We start from the raw sequence: 14,859 nt of genomic DNA, 5'->3' as shown, positions 1-14,859 counted from the left end.
GTTATTTTGAGACCCTAAAGCCGGATAACGTTTGACGCTGGATACCCAGGTGTCAACGCCGGCCCAAAACTGACCCCTTTCCCTCAGTTTTGGCCGGCGTTGACACCTGGGTATCCAGCGTCAAACGTTATCCGGCTTTAGGGTCTCAAAATAACTGGTTTCTCACTCTCAGCCTTCTGTGTCGTATGCGACGACACCAATGAATGTCTTGCGCCTGAAGCTCCAGGCACTCCGCTTCAGGCACGGTGAGAAAATCGAAGCGAAAAACATAGTGTAACGCAGGCTTTCCTGGCGAAAAAGCGCGAGAAGGGTCATTTGGAAGCTGACATGAGACTGAAAGTGCCGAGCTTGGCATGGGATAGGAAAATGCCCCCTGGTGCGCAGTGCGGGACGGGGCCCGCCCGAGGCGTGGGGACTACTCTTGCGAAAAATCCTAGGACGAGAAGAAGATGAACCCAAAGGGTCAACTCCGGCGGGCGGCTATAGACCCAAGGTAACATGTCGCGAAAGTCGTCAGCAGCGCGGTGTCAACCGATGCCGTCTGTACCTCCTCGCATTTTGAACAACTGGATGCAGTGATAAGTCCGAAACCAAAAAGAAAAGCCCGCCAAGCGTAATGCACTTGGCGGGCAGAGTGACAGCAGTTAGTGAGGCTTCGGCTGATCGACATCATCATCGAGGTCGAGTGTGCCTTGCTCACCACCGGTCTCAGGTGGCTTTGCTTTACGGACTTCATCTACCTCAAAGCAGAAGGCGGTTTTCCCAACCTCGTGTGCAAAGAGACGTTTCCCGTTACGCAGGGTGATGAATGGTCTGCAAATCATAGTCATAAGGGTTCTCCTTAAAGAACCCGAAGGCACCAACGGTAAAACCGCCGGTCAAGCAGGGTTGTAAAGAGATCACTCTATGCGTAGAATCTCTTACCGAGTTTAGGAAACCTGACCTCCGGGTAGGATTTCTGTTTTAAATGCTTTCGATGTTCTGATAAAACATCAATTGCACGCTTTAGATAAGCTCACCAGTGCTGATAACATTGGTGGGCTTTTTGCTGCTTGATATATCTCCTAGCAATTTATATTGTCTCATCTTTGTATAACTTTTATCAACCCCTCCCATTACTAACTTCCTCGATTTTTCAGCTAGTTGCTTCTGCGCACTGTCCTCCAAACTATTTGACGTCAAAAATTGGTTGTGCCGGATCAGTTCGCAGACTGATGTGATCTGCTTGCCAACGGTTCAACAATAGAGATTGCGCGTAACTAAGCGACTCATCCGCCAGTACCACAACATCAATCAGCTCAATCCATTTCCACACCTTACCGACACCATCAACAGTGCATCTTGCCTGGAAGGCAAGTTGTACCGCTTCTGCCGCCTCGCGCGCTGCTGCCTCTGCGAGGGCAGGATCTTCATCGGTCGCGTAAAGGAGGTAGATGGTTAACTCATATAAATCGTCTTCTCCCGCCCTAGTCTTCTCCGAGCCAAAATCCACATCGAAAAAAACCGCTGGGATGTGCTTGCCTGAGTCCTTGAAACATTTGGCAAGTCGATCCGCTACCTTGGTTTGCTCCTTCAACCGCCGATCAAACTCATCAGGGAAAGATGACCGACGATACCGGGCAGCGAGCCAGCGTTGATAAATGCCCTTCTCAGACCCTGTCATCTGCGCATACGAGACGGGAAGGCATGTCCCGAACGCCTTGGCCGAGTCCACATGCTCTTTGGGCACAAAGACTCGTCTGTTGGCATCCAATTGCACATGCAGGCATCGATCTCCACCTGAGATCTCAAGATGCAGCCGTCGAATATTCTTGCAGTGGGTGTAGTTGCCATTGAGCTCACCCTCCAGCAAAACGCCAAGGATGAGCTCCACAACTGGCTCGCTTTCGCTAGACTGCGCAAGATCGCAATCATGGGTTGCGACTATCGCTACGGTGTTCAGGGGGGCAGCGTCAGCTCCAATCCCCAGCTGAGCGAGAACATCACTACTGACAACATGACCTTGTCGCCATGGCGTATTACGCTCCCAACCCCCCATTCACCGCTACCTCATACTGATTCGTACATACCCGGACTCCCTACTGTCGACAGGTCAACAGCAGAGCGGTTTCGGTGGCCAAGCCTGGATTCAACAGCAGCACGCTGGGCCCCTTCTTTCTCAGCCATGCTGATTAGCTTTCCAGCGACCTCACTGCCTGAAGCCCCACCTCCAATAGCTTCCAGAAGTGTTTCTCCACCAGGAAGCTTGCGCTTCACGTTGATTTTCCCAGATAGCGGATGAGCCAATATCGTGTCTGCAGCTGCAGCCAGCTCAAACAGCAAGGCTTGATTGGTTTCAGCAATATACTCGCCAGACTGCCAGTTGTAGATTGCTTGTCGGGATACTTGAAACATGGATGCCAATTCAGTAACTGCCGGCTTCAGCACACTGCGGACGTAGGCCAGGGCCTCAGCAGCAGTTCGCGGAGCTGGTGCTTCATGGGTAACGACAACAGACAGGTTTTCGGCTGTTGCCTTATATTCTTTCGCACTTTGGCGGGACTCTCGTTGCCCACCTCCCTGCGGCGTCATCGCGCTTCCAGTACCGAAACACAGAAGAAATGTCATGGCCATGCCATAACCGAACGCGAAGAGTGGAGTGGCTGGCTTGGGCGCGATCCCGGCTTGCTCCGATGCTGACTGCCGACTGGCAGCCAAGAACGACCGGTTAGCTAAATCAGCATTTTCAGATGGTGCGTACAGATAGGTCATAAAAATCTCCTTATTTCCATGCTTCTCTAGCAAAATCAGTGACTGTGGCGTTGAAAAATAGGCCAACAAGATCGTGCAGATCGCCAAAACGCTTCTTCACTTCAGCAGCATCGTATTTCTTCCGCTCACCAAAGCTCGCGTCGACATCCACAATCGCATGCTCACACTTAAAGCTCGCAAAACGTTCCTGAAGCTTAAGCGGGTCGGGCGCAAGATCAGGGGGAAAGCGTACTTCGCTGTTCTGGATCACTACCCGAGAGACCACCTGACCAACATCAGGAACCTTGGCCAGCGATTCGGAGAAAGAATGGCTGTATTGCAAAGGTTGATTTGCGAACTCGGTCACCTCTTTGAGCCGCAAAGAAGCTGGGGTGCCCCAAACCTCCTGCGCTAGGTACTGGTGTAGCTGCTCACCTTCACGCGGGGTTATCGCATCGAGATAGCGCAGACCGATGCGCTCGTAGTAAGCCAACCCATCGACTGCTGAAGCCAAGATTTCGAGCCCGCGCTCTATCTCGGCATAAAACTCATCAAAGGTGTCATAGGCCGTGCAGCGAAACGACAAGGCACTCGGCTCGATCACAAAGCCCTGGGTACCCTCTAGATTAGAGAAGGTGTACCGCTCGGCGTGCTGTACCTCTGGCTGAAATGGCACGCCCTCATCAATCCCACCGGTTACGGGATTGAAGGAAAAATGCATATGAGCAGCAGCCTGAAAGTCAGGATAACCAGCCTTTCGCATACGCTCCTGGATCAAGGGAAGATAGCTCTTCAGCGAAAGCAAAGGGTTGTGCCGCACCTGGCCAATGGTGAAGTAGACCGGTGCATTTGCATATTTCCTGCCCATTGCATGTACTCGACTTTACACTTTGGTTGACAGTTTACACCTTGCTTTACACACCTGCAACACGCGGGTCAATCACGCTCCTAGGTACCGTTTGTTACGAAACCTGGCGCATGAGCCTAAGCTGCTGATAAGGGCATCGTGAGGATGGCAACCGTGGGCCGAGTACGCATGATATTGCAAGTCATGCACGACGGAGCGGGACCTGATGAGCGGACAGGCAAAAAAATGGCAAACCCTTCTATTTCAAAGATTTGCCATCGTGTCAGTCTCAATTGTTTTGTGTCACGCTTATTTGTTTAGTCTCGCTCTTAATTGTTTAAAACCAATACAGAACAGCCAAACCCGCAGCCTTACTCCACCGTCACCGACTTCGCCAGGTTACGCGGCTGGTCGACGTCCGTGCCCTTGAGCACCGCCACGTAGTACGACAGCAGTTGCAGCGGGATGGTGTAGAGGATCGGCGCCAGGGTGTCGTGGATATGCGGCATCGTGATGACGTGGGTGCCTTCGGCATTGACCATCCCGGCGTGTTCGTCGGCGAAGACGATCAGTTGACCACCGCGGGCGCGCACTTCCTGCAGGTTGGATTTGAGCTTCTCCAACAATTCGTTGTTCGGCGCCACGGTCACGATCGGCATGTCGTTGTCCACCAGGGCCAACGGACCGTGCTTGAGCTCACCCGCCGGATAGGCTTCGGCATGGATATAGGAGATCTCCTTGAGCTTGAGCGAACCTTCCATCGCCACCGGGTACTGCGCGCCACGGCCGAGGAACAGGGTGTGGTGCTTGTCGGCGAACAGCTCGGCGATTTTCTCGACCTTGGTGTCCATGGCCAGGGTCTCGCCCAGGCGAGTCGGCAGGCGACGCAGCTCTTCCACCAGTTCGGCTTCGACAGCCGGTGCCAAGGTGCCACGGACCTGGCCCAGGGCCATGGTCAGCAGCAGCAGGCTCACCAGTTGGGTGGTGAAGGCCTTGGTCGAGGCCACGCCGATTTCACGACCGGCCTGGGTCAACAGGGTCAGGTCCGATTCGCGCACCAGCGAGCTGATGCTGACGTTGCAGATCGCCAGGCTGCCGAGGAAGCCCAGCTCCTTGGCATTGCGCAGGGCCGCCAGGGTGTCGGCGGTTTCGCCGGACTGGGAGATGGCGACGAACAAGGTGTCCGGCTGCACCACCACCTTGCGGTAGCGGAACTCACTGGCGACTTCGACCTGGCACGGAATCCCCGCCAGACCTTCGAGCCAGTACCGCGCAACCATGCCGGCGTGATAGCTGGTGCCACAGGCGACGATCTGCACATTGCGCACTTTGGCGAACAACTCCGCCGCCTGGGGGCCGAACGCCTGTACCAGGACCTGGTTCGGACCGAGACGGTTTTCCAGGGTGCGCTGGACCACGGTCGGTTGTTCGTGGATTTCCTTGAGCATGAAGTGGCGGAACGCGCCCTTCTCGGCCGCTTCCGCGCCGTCGCGATACTGCACGGCTTCGCGCTCGACCTGACGACCATCAATGTCCCAGATCTGCACGCTGTCGCGATGGATCTCGGCGATATCGCCCTCTTCCAGGTACATGAAACGATCAGTGACCTGACGCAACGCCAACTGGTCGGAAGCGAGGAAGTTTTCCCCCAGGCCCAGGCCGATCACCAATGGGCTACCACTGCGGGCGGCCAGCAGGCGATCCGGTTGCTGTGCGTTGATCACCGCCAGGCCATAGGCGCCATGCAGTTCCTTGACCGTGGCTTTCAAGGCCTTGGTCAGGTCACCGAGGTCCTTGAACTTGTGGTTCAGCAGGTGGGCGATGACTTCGGTGTCGGTTTCCGAGGTAAAGACGTAACCCAGGCCCTTGAGCTGTTCACGCAAGGCTTCGTGGTTCTCGATGATGCCGTTGTGTACCACGGCAATATCGGAGCCGGAGAAATGCGGGTGGGCATTGTGTTCGCACGGTGCGCCATGGGTTGCCCAGCGGGTGTGGGCAATCCCCAGGCGACCGGCCAGGGGAGCGCCGGCCAGGGCCTGCTCCAACTCGCTGACCTTACCGGTGCGACGGGTGCGCTCCAGCGTGCCGTTATGGCTGAAAACGGCGACACCGGCGCTGTCGTAGCCGCGGTATTCCAGACGCTTCAGGCCTTCGACCAGGATGGCCGTGATATTACGTTCAGCAACTGCACCGACAATTCCACACATGCTCTATTTCTCCTGGCTGGCAACCGCGCAAATGACAGTGATGCCACGGGCCTGAATCTGTTCGCGTACCTCTTTGGGCAAACGATCATCGGTAATAAGGGTATGGATACTGCTCCAGGGCAGCTCCAGGTTGGGAATCTTGCGGCCGATCTTGTCGGACTCGACCATCACCACCACTTCCCGGGCGACTTCCGCCATCACCCGGCTCAACCCCAGCAGTTCATGGAAGGTGGTGGTGCCACGCTCCAGATCGATGCCGTCGGCGCCGATGAACAGTTGGTCGAAGTCGTAGGAGCGCAGGACGCGCTCGGCGACCTGGCCCTGGAAAGACTCGGAATGCGGGTCCCAGGTGCCGCCGGTCATCAGCAGCACCGGCTCGTGCTCCAGTTCACTGAGAGCACGGGCGACATGCAGGGAGTTGGTCATCACCACCAGGCCAGGTTGCTGGCCCAGTTGCGGGAGCATCGCGGCGGTGGTGCTGCCGCTGTCGATAATGATACGCGCGTGCTCACGGATACGTCCCACGGCAGTTCGGGCAATTGCCTGCTTGTAGCGGGAAATCGCCTGGGCCGGGTCGCTGAACAGTTCGTGGGGAATGGTGATTGCACCGCCATAGCGGCGCATCAACAGGCCGTGGCTTTCCAAAGCCGCGAGGTCCTTGCGAATCGTCACCTCGGAGGTTTCGAAGCGCCTGGCCAATTCATCCACACTGACTTCGCCCTGGTCATTGAGCATGGCCAGGATATTGTGGCGACGTTGAGGAGTGTTGCGTTTCGATATGGTCACTTAAGTTTCGATTCGAAAGATAATATGGGCAATAAGACCTTCGAATCGAAACTTAGTCAAGTGAAATGATCATTGCCTGTGGGTAAATCAACCTGCGCCGCCGCTGTGGATAACTCAGGGCTTGTTGATCTTCACCGGACGCTTCCAGCCATCGATATTGCGCTGGCGGGCACGGGCCACGCCCAACTGCCCTTCACCGACATTCTGGTTGATGGTCGACCCCGCCGCCGTGCTCGCGCCGGAAGAGATATCCACAGGCGCCACCAACGAGTTGTTGGAACCGATGAAGACGTCCTCGCCCAATACCGTCTTGTGCTTGTTCACCCCGTCATAGTTGCAGGTGATGGTGCCGGCGCCGATATTGGTCCGCGCACCGACTTTGGCATCGCCGAGGTAGGTCAGATGCCCGCACTTGGCGTCTTCACCCAGGTGCGCATTCTTCAGTTCGACAAAGTTACCCACATGGGCCCGGGCGTCGAGCACGCTCCCCGGACGCAGGCGCGCGAACGGACCGGCATCGCTGCCCTCGCCCATGATCGCACCGTCGATATGGCTGTTGGCCTTGATGGTCACGCCCTTGCGCAGGGTGCTGTTCCTGATCACACAGTTCGGGCCGATAACCACGTCGTCCTCGATCACCACCCGCCCTTCGAGAATCACGTTGATATCGATCAGCACATCACGCCCGACCGTCACCTCGCCGCGCACATCGAAGCGCGCCGGATCGCGCAGGGTCACGCCCTGGGCCATCAGCCGCCGACCCGCGCGCAGCTGGTAGTTACGTTCCAACTCGGCCAACTGCTGGCGGTCGTTGGCGCCCTGCACTTCCATCGCATCCTGGGGTTGCTCGGTGGCGACTGCCAGGCCATCACCCACCGCCATGGCAATCACGTCGGTCAGGTAGTACTCGCCCTGGGCATTGTTGTTCGACAGGCGGCTCATCCACTCACCCAGGCGCTTGGCCGGCACCGCGAGAATCCCGGTGTTGCCCTCGGTGATGGCCAGTTCCGCCGCGCTGGCGTCCTTCTGCTCGACGATGGCGGCGACCTTGCCGGCGGCATCGCGCACGATCCGGCCATAACCGGTCGGGTTGTCCAGCTCGACCGTCAACAGCCCAAGCTGCTCGGGACCGGCCTGTTCCAGCAGACGGCGCAAGGTCTCGACTTCGATCAAGGGCACGTCGCCGTAGAGGATCAGCACAGTGTCGGCGCTGATAAACGGCACCGCCTGGGCCACGGCATGGCCGGTGCCGAGCTGCTGGTCCTGGAGGACAAAATTCAGGTCATCGGCGGCCAGGCGCTCGCGCACCAGGTCGGCACCATGGCCGATCACCACATGGATACGCTGTGGATCAAGTTGTCGGGCGCTGTGGATAACATGTCCCAACATCGAATTGCCCGCGACCGGGTGCAGCACTTTAGGCAGCGAAGAGCGCATACGGGTGCCCTGACCCGCGGCAAGGATAACGATTTCGAGAGACATGACTGGCTACCAATCCTGGGTGGTCAGCGACTGTGACCACGTGATAAACGCGGAAAAGAAAAAAGGGTAGCCGAGGCTACCCTTTTTAATCAATCACACAACAAGCCCTGGCTTAACCGCCGAACTTCTTGCGGATCTGCTGGACGGTGCGCAGCTGAGCTGACGCCTCGGCCAGACGTGCGGCGGCGGAACCGTAATCGAACTCCGCGCCACGTTCATGCAGGGCCTTCTCGGCAGCCTTGACGGCTTCCTGAGCGGAGGCTTCATCCAGGTCGGCAGCGCGTTGCACGGTATCGGCAAGCACCTTGACCATGTTCGGCTGAACCTCGAGGAAACCACCGGAGATGTAGAACACCTCGGCTTCCCCGCCTTGCTTGATCAGGCGGATCGGACCCGGTTTCAGATTAGTGATCAGCGGCGCGTGACCCAAGGCGATACCAAGATCACCCAGTGCACCGTGCGCAATCACCATCTCGACCAGGCCGGAGAAGATCTCCCCTTCCGCACTGACGATATCGCAATGGACTGTCATAGCCATCTGATTGCCTCAACCTAAATTAGCGCCCGTTGCCGGGCGCCGGGATTACAGTTTCTTGGCTTTCTCGATCGCTTCTTCGATGCCGCCAACCATGTAGAACGCTTGTTCTGGCAGGTGGTCGTAGTCACCGTTGAGGATGCCTTTGAAGCCAGCAATGGTGTCTTTCAGGGAAACGTATTTACCCGAGGCACCGGTGAAGACTTCAGCCACGAAGAACGGCTGCGACAGGAAGCGCTGGATCTTACGAGCGCGGGATACCAACTGCTTGTCGGTCTCCGACAGTTCGTCCATACCCAGGATCGCGATGATGTCTTTCAGCTCTTTGTAACGCTGCAGCACGTACTGAACGCCGCGAGCGGTTTCGTAGTGCTCGTTGCCGATCACGTTCGGGTCCAGCTGGCGCGAAGTCGAGTCCAGAGGATCGACCGCTGGGTAGATACCCAGGGAGGCGATGTCACGGGACAGTACGACGGTGGCGTCCAAGTGGGCGAAGGTGGTCGCCGGCGACGGGTCGGTCAAGTCATCCGCGGGAACGTAGACGGCCTGGATCGAGGTAATCGAACCGTTCTTGGTCGAAGTGATGCGCTCTTGCAGCACGCCCATCTCTTCAGCCAGGGTCGGCTGGTAACCTACTGCCGAAGGCATACGGCCCAGCAGTGCGGATACTTCGGTACCGGCCAGGGTGTAACGGTAAATGTTGTCGACGAACAGCAGAACGTCGTTACCTTCGTCACGGAACTTCTCGGCCATGGTCAGGCCGGTCAGGGCGACGCGCAGACGGTTGCCCGGCGGCTCGTTCATCTGACCGTAAACCAGTGCCACTTTGTCCAGAACGTTGGAGTCCTTCATCTCGTGGTAGAAGTCGTTACCCTCACGGGTACGCTCACCCACACCGGCGAACACGGAATAACCGCTGTGCTCGATGGCGATGTTACGGATCAGTTCCATCATGTTTACGGTCTTGCCGACACCGGCACCACCGAACAGACCGACTTTACCGCCCTTGGCGAACGGGCAAACCAGGTCGATAACCTTGATGCCGGTTTCCAGCAGGTCGTTGCCGCCCGCTTGTTCCGCGAAGGATGGCGCAGGACGGTGAATGCCCCAGCGCTCTTCGGTGTCGATCGGGCCAGCTTCGTCGATCGGGTTGCCGAGGACGTCCATGATCCGGCCCAGGGTCGCTTTACCGACCGGTACGGAGATGGCAGCGCCAGAGTCGACAACGTCCAGACCGCGCTTCAAGCCTTCGGTGGAACCCATCGCAATGGTACGCACCACGCCGTCGCCCAGCTGCTGCTGAACTTCCAGGGTGGTTTCCGCGCCTTGTACTTTCAGCGCGTTGTAGATGCTCGGTACGCTGTCGCGTGGAAATTCCACGTCGATAACGGCGCCGATGATTTGAACGATACGTCCGCTACTCATAGCTGGATCCTCTGAATATTTGAACCGTTAAACCGCGGCAGCGCCGCCGACGATTTCCGAGATCTCTTGGGTGATCGCAGCCTGACGCGCCTTGTTGTAGATCAGCTGCAAATCGCTGATCAAATCACCGGCGTTGTCGGTAGCGTTCTTCATCGCGATCATCCGCGCCGCTTGTTCAGCCGCGTTGTTCTCGACCACCGCCTGGTAGACCTGCGACTCCACGTAACGCACCATCAGGCCGTCAAGCAGCTCTTTGGCGTCCGGTTCGTAGAGATAGTCCCAGTGGTGCTTGAGTTCTTGATCCGGGGTCGCCACCAGAGGAATCAACTGCTCCACTGTAGGCTGCTGGGTCATGGTGTTGATGAACTTGTTGGACACCACGGACAGGCGATCAATACGGCCGTCCAGGTAGGCATCCAGCATCACCTTGACGCTGCCGATCAGATCGTTGATCGACGGCTCTTCACCCAGGTGGCTGATAGCGGCGACGACGTTACCGCCGAAGTTGCGGAAGAATGCCGCACCCTTGCTACCGACCACACACAGATCAATCTCGACGCCGTTTTCGCGGTTTACCGCCATGTCCTTGACCAGGGCCTTGAACAGGTTGGTGTTCAAGCCGCCGCACAGACCACGGTCACTGCTCACCACGACATAGCCGACGCGCTTGACGGCGCGGTCGACCATGAACGGGTGGCGGTATTCCGGGTTGGCGTTGGCCAGATGCCCAATTACCTGGCGGATACGCTCCGCATAAGGACGGCTAGCAGCCATGCGCATTTGTGCCTTGCGCATTTTGCTGACCGCCACTTTTTCCATGGCGCTGGTAATCTTTTGCGTGCTTTTGATGCTCGCAATCTTACTGCGAATCTCTTTTGCGCCTGCCATGTAACACCTATCAGGTTAGCAAGCGGGAGCCTTGCGGCTCCCGCTGCGGCTTACCAGGTTTGGGTGGCCTTGAACTTCTCGATACCAGCCTTCAGGCCAGCGTCGATCTCGTCATTGAAGTCACCCTTCACGTTGATCTTGGCCAACAAGTCGGCATGATCGCGGTTGAAGTAAGCAATCAGCGCTTGTTCGAAGCTACCGACCTTGGCGATTTCGACGTCAGTCAGGAACCCACGCTCAGCGGCATACAGCGACAGCGACATGTCGGCAATCGACATTGGCGCGTATTGCTTCTGCTTCATCAGCTCGGTAACGCGCTGACCGTGTTCAAGTTGCTTGCGGGTCGCTTCGTCCAGGTCAGAAGCGAACTGGGCGAATGCCGCCAGTTCACGATACTGAGCCAGAGCGGTACGGATACCACCGGACAGCTTCTTGATGATCTTGGTCTGAGCGGCACCACCTACGCGGGATACCGAAACACCGGCGTTCACAGCAGGACGGATCCCGGAGTTGAACATGGCCGATTCCAGGAAGATCTGACCGTCGGTGATGGAAATCACGTTGGTCGGAACGAACGCGGAAACGTCGCCAGCCTGGGTTTCGATGATCGGCAGCGCGGTCAGGGAACCGGTCTTGCCAGTCACTGCGCCCTTGGTGAACTTCTCGACGTACTCTTCCGAAACGCGGGATGCGCGCTCCAGCAGACGGGAGTGGAGATAGAACACGTCGCCTGGGTAGGCTTCACGGCCTGGTGGACGGCGCAGCAGCAGGGAAATCTGGCGGTAAGCCACTGCTTGCTTGGACAGATCGTCATAAACGATCAGCGCGTCTTCACCGCGGTCGCGGAAGTATTCGCCCATGGTGCAACCGGAGTACGGTGCCAGGAACTGCAGCGCAGGAGATTCCGAAGCACTGGCCGCCACGATGATCGTGTTGGCCAGGGCGCCGTTTTCTTCCAGCTTGCGAACCACGTTGGCGATGGTCGATTGTTTCTGACCGATAGCCACGTAGACGCAGAAAATGCCGCTGTCTTTCTGGTTGATGATCGCGTCGATCGCCAGAGCGGTTTTACCGATCTGACGGTCACCGATGATCAGCTCGCGCTGGCCACGGCCGACCGGGATCATGGCATCGACAGCCTTGTAGCCAGTCTGTACAGGCTGGTCTACCGACTTACGCCAGATCACGCCTGGAGCAACTTTCTCGACCGCGTCGGTCTCGGTGTTGTTCAGCGGACCTTTGCCATCAACCGGGTTACCCAGTGCGTCGACAACGCGACCCAGCAGTTCCTTACCGACCGGAACTTCGAGGATGCGGCCGGTGCACTTGGCGCTCATGCCTTCAGCCAGACTGGTGTAAGCGCCCAGTACCACGGCACCTACGGAGTCTTGCTCGAGGTTGAGGGCCATACCGTAGACGCCGCCCGGAAACTCGATCATCTCGCCGTACATGACGTCGGCCAGACCGTGAATCCGCACGATACCGTCAGACACGCTGACGACAGTGCCTTCGTTACGGGCTTGGGAGGTCACATCGAGCTTGTCGATGCGGCCCTTGATAATTTCACTTATTTCGGAAGGATTGAGTTGCTGCATTGCTCTGCTGCCCCTTCAAACTCAAGATTTCAATGCTTCGGCCAGGCTCGCGAGTTTGCCGCGAACCGAGCCATCGATAACCAGGTCGCCGGCGCGGATCACGACGCCACCAATCAGGGCGGCGTCCTCCGCAACTTGCAGGCGCACTTCCCGATTGAGTCGTGCACTGAGAACCTTGGCGAGTTTGTCTTGCTGTTCTTGGTTCAATGCAAAAGCACTGGTGACTTCCACGTCTACCGATTTCTCTTGTTCGGCCTTGTACAGGTCGAACAGAGCGGCAATCTCCGGCAACAGCAGGAGACGGTCGTTTTCAGCAACGACATGGATGAAATTCTGTGCCTTGACATCGAACTTGTCGCCACACACGTCAATGAACGTGGTGGCCTTTTCTGCGCTCGTCAGTCGCGGGGCCTTGAGCACGCGCTGCATGGTGTCGTCTTCCGACACCGCTGCTGCCAGGCCGAGCATGGCTGACCAATTGGCCAGTTGCTGGTGGGCCTGAGCGTGCTCGAAGGCCGCCTTAGCGTAAGGTCGGGCCAACGTGGTCAGTTCTGCCATGATCGCCCTCGCTTAGATTTCAGTAGCCAGTTTGTTAACCAGCTCTGCGTGCGCGTTTTGATCGATTGACTTGCCCAGGATCTTCCCAGCACCGTCGACCACCAGGCTGCCCAATTGGGCGCGCAGCGCGTCTTTGACACTGTTGAGTTCCTGTTCGATCTCGGCCTGAGCCTGAGCCTTCACACGGTCAGCTTCGACACGAGCCTGTTCACGGGCCTCGTCGACGATCTGGTTACCGCGTTTCTTGGCTTGCTCAATGATTTCAGCTGCCTGAGCTTTAGCATCGCGCAGTTGATGACCCGCTTTCTCTTGGGCCAACTCCAGGTCGCGAGCTGCTCGGCTGGCAGCGTCCAATCCGTCCGCGATCTTCTTCTGACGTTCGTGCAGTGCCGCGATGACCGGAGGCCACACGAACTTCATGCAAAACAGTACAAAAATGAGGAACGCAACGGACTGGCCAATCAGGGTCGCATTAATGTTCACGCCAACACCTCGCTCGTTCGTTGTCCATCACACCAATACACTCGAAAAATCCGAGTGATTAGTGAGCGAGTTGACCGACGAAGGGGTTCGCGAAGGTGAAGAACAGAGCGATACCGACACCGATCATGGTCACGGCGTCGAGCAGGCCGGCGACGATGAACATTTTGACTTGCAGCATTGGAACCATTTCTGGCTGACGCGCGGCGCCTTCCAGGAACTTGCCGCCCAACAGGCCGAAACCAATTGCGGTACCCAGTGCGCCCAGGCCGATCAACAGTGCAACAGCGATAGCGGTTAGACCAACTACAGTTTCCATCTTTCCTCCCGACTTTTACGTCGTATGGTTTAGGTTTTTTTAATTTAAAGCGGTAAAACAAATCGTTTCGCGGCCCCTTGCGGGGCCACCCCGCGCCGAAGCGCCAGGGACATCAGAGCTGCCGAGACAGCTCTTAATGGTTTTCTTCGTGTGCCATCGACAGGTAGACGATGGTCAGCATCATGAAGATGAACGCCTGCAGGGTGATGATCAGGATGTGGAACACCGCCCACGCCCATTGCAGCACCACGCCCAGGCCGCTGAGCCAGAGCAGGCCGCTGCCGAACATCACGGCGATCAGGATGAACACCAGCTCGCCGGCATACATGTTGCCGAACAGTCGCAGGGCCAGGGAGATCGGCTTGGCGATCAGGGTGACGAATTCCAGCAGGAAGTTCACCGGGATCAGCAGGGCTTGAACGAAGATGTTCTTGCTGCCGAACGGGTGCAGGGTCAGTTCGCCGATGAAACCGCCGAGGCCCTTGATCTTGATGCTGTAGAAAATGATCAGTGCGAAGACCGAGAAGGCCATGCCCAGGGTCGCGTTCGGGTCGGTGGTCGACACGGCGCGGAACGGGATGTGCTCGTCACCGGTGATCAGCATCGCCAGGTGTGGAATCCAGTCGACCGGGATCAGGTCGACGGCGTTCATCAGGAACACCCAGACGAAGATGGTCAGGGCCAGCGGTGCAATCACCGGGCTACGGCCGTGGAAGCTGTCCTTCACGCTGCCGTCGACGAACTCGACCAGGACTTCGACGAAGTTCTGCAGGGCGCCGGGTTGACCGGAGGTGGCTTTCTTCGCCGCCATGCGGAAAAGAAGGATGAAGATCAGGCCCAGTGCGACAGACCAGCCCAGAGTATCCAGGTGGAATGCCCAGAAGCCCATGGCCTTGGCCTCTGCTGCGGAATGGGCAAAGCCCCAGCCGCCAGTAGGGAGCTGACCGAAGGTCAGGTTCTGCAGGTGGTGCTGGATATAGCCCGAAGCGGTTGTTTCTGCTGACATG

Annotated in this window: 15 protein-coding genes; all 15 read right to left on the bottom strand. The window is 57.6% G+C overall.

Annotation, left to right across the window (positions count from 1 at the left end; all coding sequences use genetic code 11):
• Positions 1–644 precede the first annotated feature (644 nt).
• The gene (locus HX830_RS28455; protein ID WP_177104015.1) at positions 645–830 is read right to left on the bottom strand and encodes a hypothetical protein; all 186 of its coding nucleotides are present in this window, start codon (positions 828–830) and stop codon (positions 645–647) included.
• Positions 831–1,168: 338 nt separating this feature from the next.
• Positions 1,169–1,873 carry a hypothetical protein gene (locus tag HX830_RS28450; RefSeq protein ID WP_371317552.1) on the bottom strand — a complete coding sequence of 235 codons (705 nt, stop codon included), beginning with the start codon at positions 1,871–1,873 and terminating at the stop codon, positions 1,169–1,171.
• Between the two features lie 176 nt (positions 1,874–2,049).
• On the bottom strand, positions 2,050–2,751 hold the full coding sequence (locus HX830_RS28445) for a Cro/Cl family transcriptional regulator (protein ID WP_177104006.1): 702 nt from the start codon (positions 2,749–2,751) through the stop codon (positions 2,050–2,052).
• Between the two features lie 10 nt (positions 2,752–2,761).
• On the bottom strand, positions 2,762–3,598 hold the full coding sequence (locus HX830_RS28440; RefSeq protein WP_177104004.1) for a TIGR04255 family protein: 837 nt from the start codon (positions 3,596–3,598) through the stop codon (positions 2,762–2,764).
• A gap of 350 nt (positions 3,599–3,948) precedes the next feature.
• Complete coding sequence (glmS, locus tag HX830_RS28435) at positions 3,949–5,784, bottom strand: glutamine--fructose-6-phosphate transaminase (isomerizing) (RefSeq protein ID WP_177104002.1); 1,836 nt, start codon at positions 5,782–5,784, stop codon at positions 3,949–3,951.
• A gap of 3 nt (positions 5,785–5,787) precedes the next feature.
• On the bottom strand, positions 5,788–6,564 hold the full coding sequence (locus HX830_RS28430; protein WP_103497205.1) for a DeoR/GlpR family DNA-binding transcription regulator: 777 nt from the start codon (positions 6,562–6,564) through the stop codon (positions 5,788–5,790).
• Between the two features lie 120 nt (positions 6,565–6,684).
• Positions 6,685–8,052 carry a bifunctional UDP-N-acetylglucosamine diphosphorylase/glucosamine-1-phosphate N-acetyltransferase GlmU gene (glmU, locus tag HX830_RS28425; protein WP_177104000.1) on the bottom strand — a complete coding sequence of 456 codons (1,368 nt, stop codon included), beginning with the start codon at positions 8,050–8,052 and terminating at the stop codon, positions 6,685–6,687.
• A 112-nt stretch (positions 8,053–8,164) separates the two neighbouring features.
• The gene (locus HX830_RS28420; RefSeq protein ID WP_040071848.1) at positions 8,165–8,590 is read right to left on the bottom strand and encodes a F0F1 ATP synthase subunit epsilon; all 426 of its coding nucleotides are present in this window, start codon (positions 8,588–8,590) and stop codon (positions 8,165–8,167) included.
• A gap of 45 nt (positions 8,591–8,635) precedes the next feature.
• Positions 8,636–10,012 (bottom strand): F0F1 ATP synthase subunit beta, encoded by a 1,377-nt coding sequence (atpD, locus tag HX830_RS28415; protein WP_100939907.1) that lies wholly within the window; start codon positions 10,010–10,012, stop codon positions 8,636–8,638.
• 27 nt (positions 10,013–10,039) lie between these two features.
• Positions 10,040–10,900: a F0F1 ATP synthase subunit gamma gene (gene atpG / locus HX830_RS28410; RefSeq protein ID WP_152736580.1), complete on the bottom strand. Its 861-nt coding sequence runs from the start codon at positions 10,898–10,900 to the stop codon at positions 10,040–10,042.
• Positions 10,901–10,950: 50 nt separating this feature from the next.
• Positions 10,951–12,495: a F0F1 ATP synthase subunit alpha gene (gene atpA / locus HX830_RS28405; protein WP_100939909.1), complete on the bottom strand. Its 1,545-nt coding sequence runs from the start codon at positions 12,493–12,495 to the stop codon at positions 10,951–10,953.
• A 21-nt stretch (positions 12,496–12,516) separates the two neighbouring features.
• Complete coding sequence (locus HX830_RS28400) at positions 12,517–13,053, bottom strand: F0F1 ATP synthase subunit delta (RefSeq protein ID WP_100939910.1); 537 nt, start codon at positions 13,051–13,053, stop codon at positions 12,517–12,519.
• A 12-nt stretch (positions 13,054–13,065) separates the two neighbouring features.
• On the bottom strand, positions 13,066–13,536 hold the full coding sequence (locus tag HX830_RS28395) for a F0F1 ATP synthase subunit B (RefSeq protein WP_040071853.1): 471 nt from the start codon (positions 13,534–13,536) through the stop codon (positions 13,066–13,068).
• Between the two features lie 58 nt (positions 13,537–13,594).
• Positions 13,595–13,852 (bottom strand): F0F1 ATP synthase subunit C, encoded by a 258-nt coding sequence (atpE, locus tag HX830_RS28390; protein ID WP_019694395.1) that lies wholly within the window; start codon positions 13,850–13,852, stop codon positions 13,595–13,597.
• A 133-nt stretch (positions 13,853–13,985) separates the two neighbouring features.
• Positions 13,986–14,858 carry a F0F1 ATP synthase subunit A gene (gene atpB, locus HX830_RS28385; protein WP_103497161.1) on the bottom strand — a complete coding sequence of 291 codons (873 nt, stop codon included), beginning with the start codon at positions 14,856–14,858 and terminating at the stop codon, positions 13,986–13,988.
• Between the last annotated feature and the right edge of the window lies 1 nt (position 14,859).

Source organism: Pseudomonas gingeri (genome assembly GCF_013385425.1).
Taxonomy (GTDB): domain Bacteria; phylum Pseudomonadota; class Gammaproteobacteria; order Pseudomonadales; family Pseudomonadaceae; genus Aquipseudomonas; species Aquipseudomonas gingeri_D.
This window is presented reverse-complemented; position numbering and strand designations above follow the sequence as displayed.

Excerpts from the sequence above, each read along its gene's own strand:
- glmS (WP_177104002.1), bottom strand. The coding sequence starts at position 5,784 with ATGTGTGGAATTGTCGGTGCAGTTGCTGAACGTAATATCACGGCCATC.
- atpG (WP_152736580.1), bottom strand. The coding sequence starts at position 10,900 with ATGGCAGGCGCAAAAGAGATTCGCAGTAAGATTGCGAGCATCAAAAGC.
- HX830_RS28440 (WP_177104004.1), bottom strand. The coding sequence starts at position 3,598 with ATGGGCAGGAAATATGCAAATGCACCGGTCTACTTCACCATTGGCCAG.
- atpE (WP_019694395.1), bottom strand. The coding sequence starts at position 13,852 with ATGGAAACTGTAGTTGGTCTAACCGCTATCGCTGTTGCACTGTTGATC.
- atpD (WP_100939907.1), bottom strand. The coding sequence starts at position 10,012 with ATGAGTAGCGGACGTATCGTTCAAATCATCGGCGCCGTTATCGACGTG.
- HX830_RS28445 (WP_177104006.1), bottom strand. The coding sequence starts at position 2,751 with ATGACCTATCTGTACGCACCATCTGAAAATGCTGATTTAGCTAACCGG.
- glmU (WP_177104000.1), bottom strand. The coding sequence starts at position 8,052 with ATGTCTCTCGAAATCGTTATCCTTGCCGCGGGTCAGGGCACCCGTATG.
- atpB (WP_103497161.1), bottom strand. The coding sequence starts at position 14,858 with ATGTCAGCAGAAACAACCGCTTCGGGCTATATCCAGCACCACCTGCAG.
- atpA (WP_100939909.1), bottom strand. The coding sequence starts at position 12,495 with ATGCAGCAACTCAATCCTTCCGAAATAAGTGAAATTATCAAGGGCCGC.
- HX830_RS28455 (WP_177104015.1), bottom strand. The coding sequence starts at position 830 with ATGACTATGATTTGCAGACCATTCATCACCCTGCGTAACGGGAAACGT.
- HX830_RS28420 (WP_040071848.1), bottom strand. The coding sequence starts at position 8,590 with ATGGCTATGACAGTCCATTGCGATATCGTCAGTGCGGAAGGGGAGATC.
- HX830_RS28400 (WP_100939910.1), bottom strand. The coding sequence starts at position 13,053 with ATGGCAGAACTGACCACGTTGGCCCGACCTTACGCTAAGGCGGCCTTC.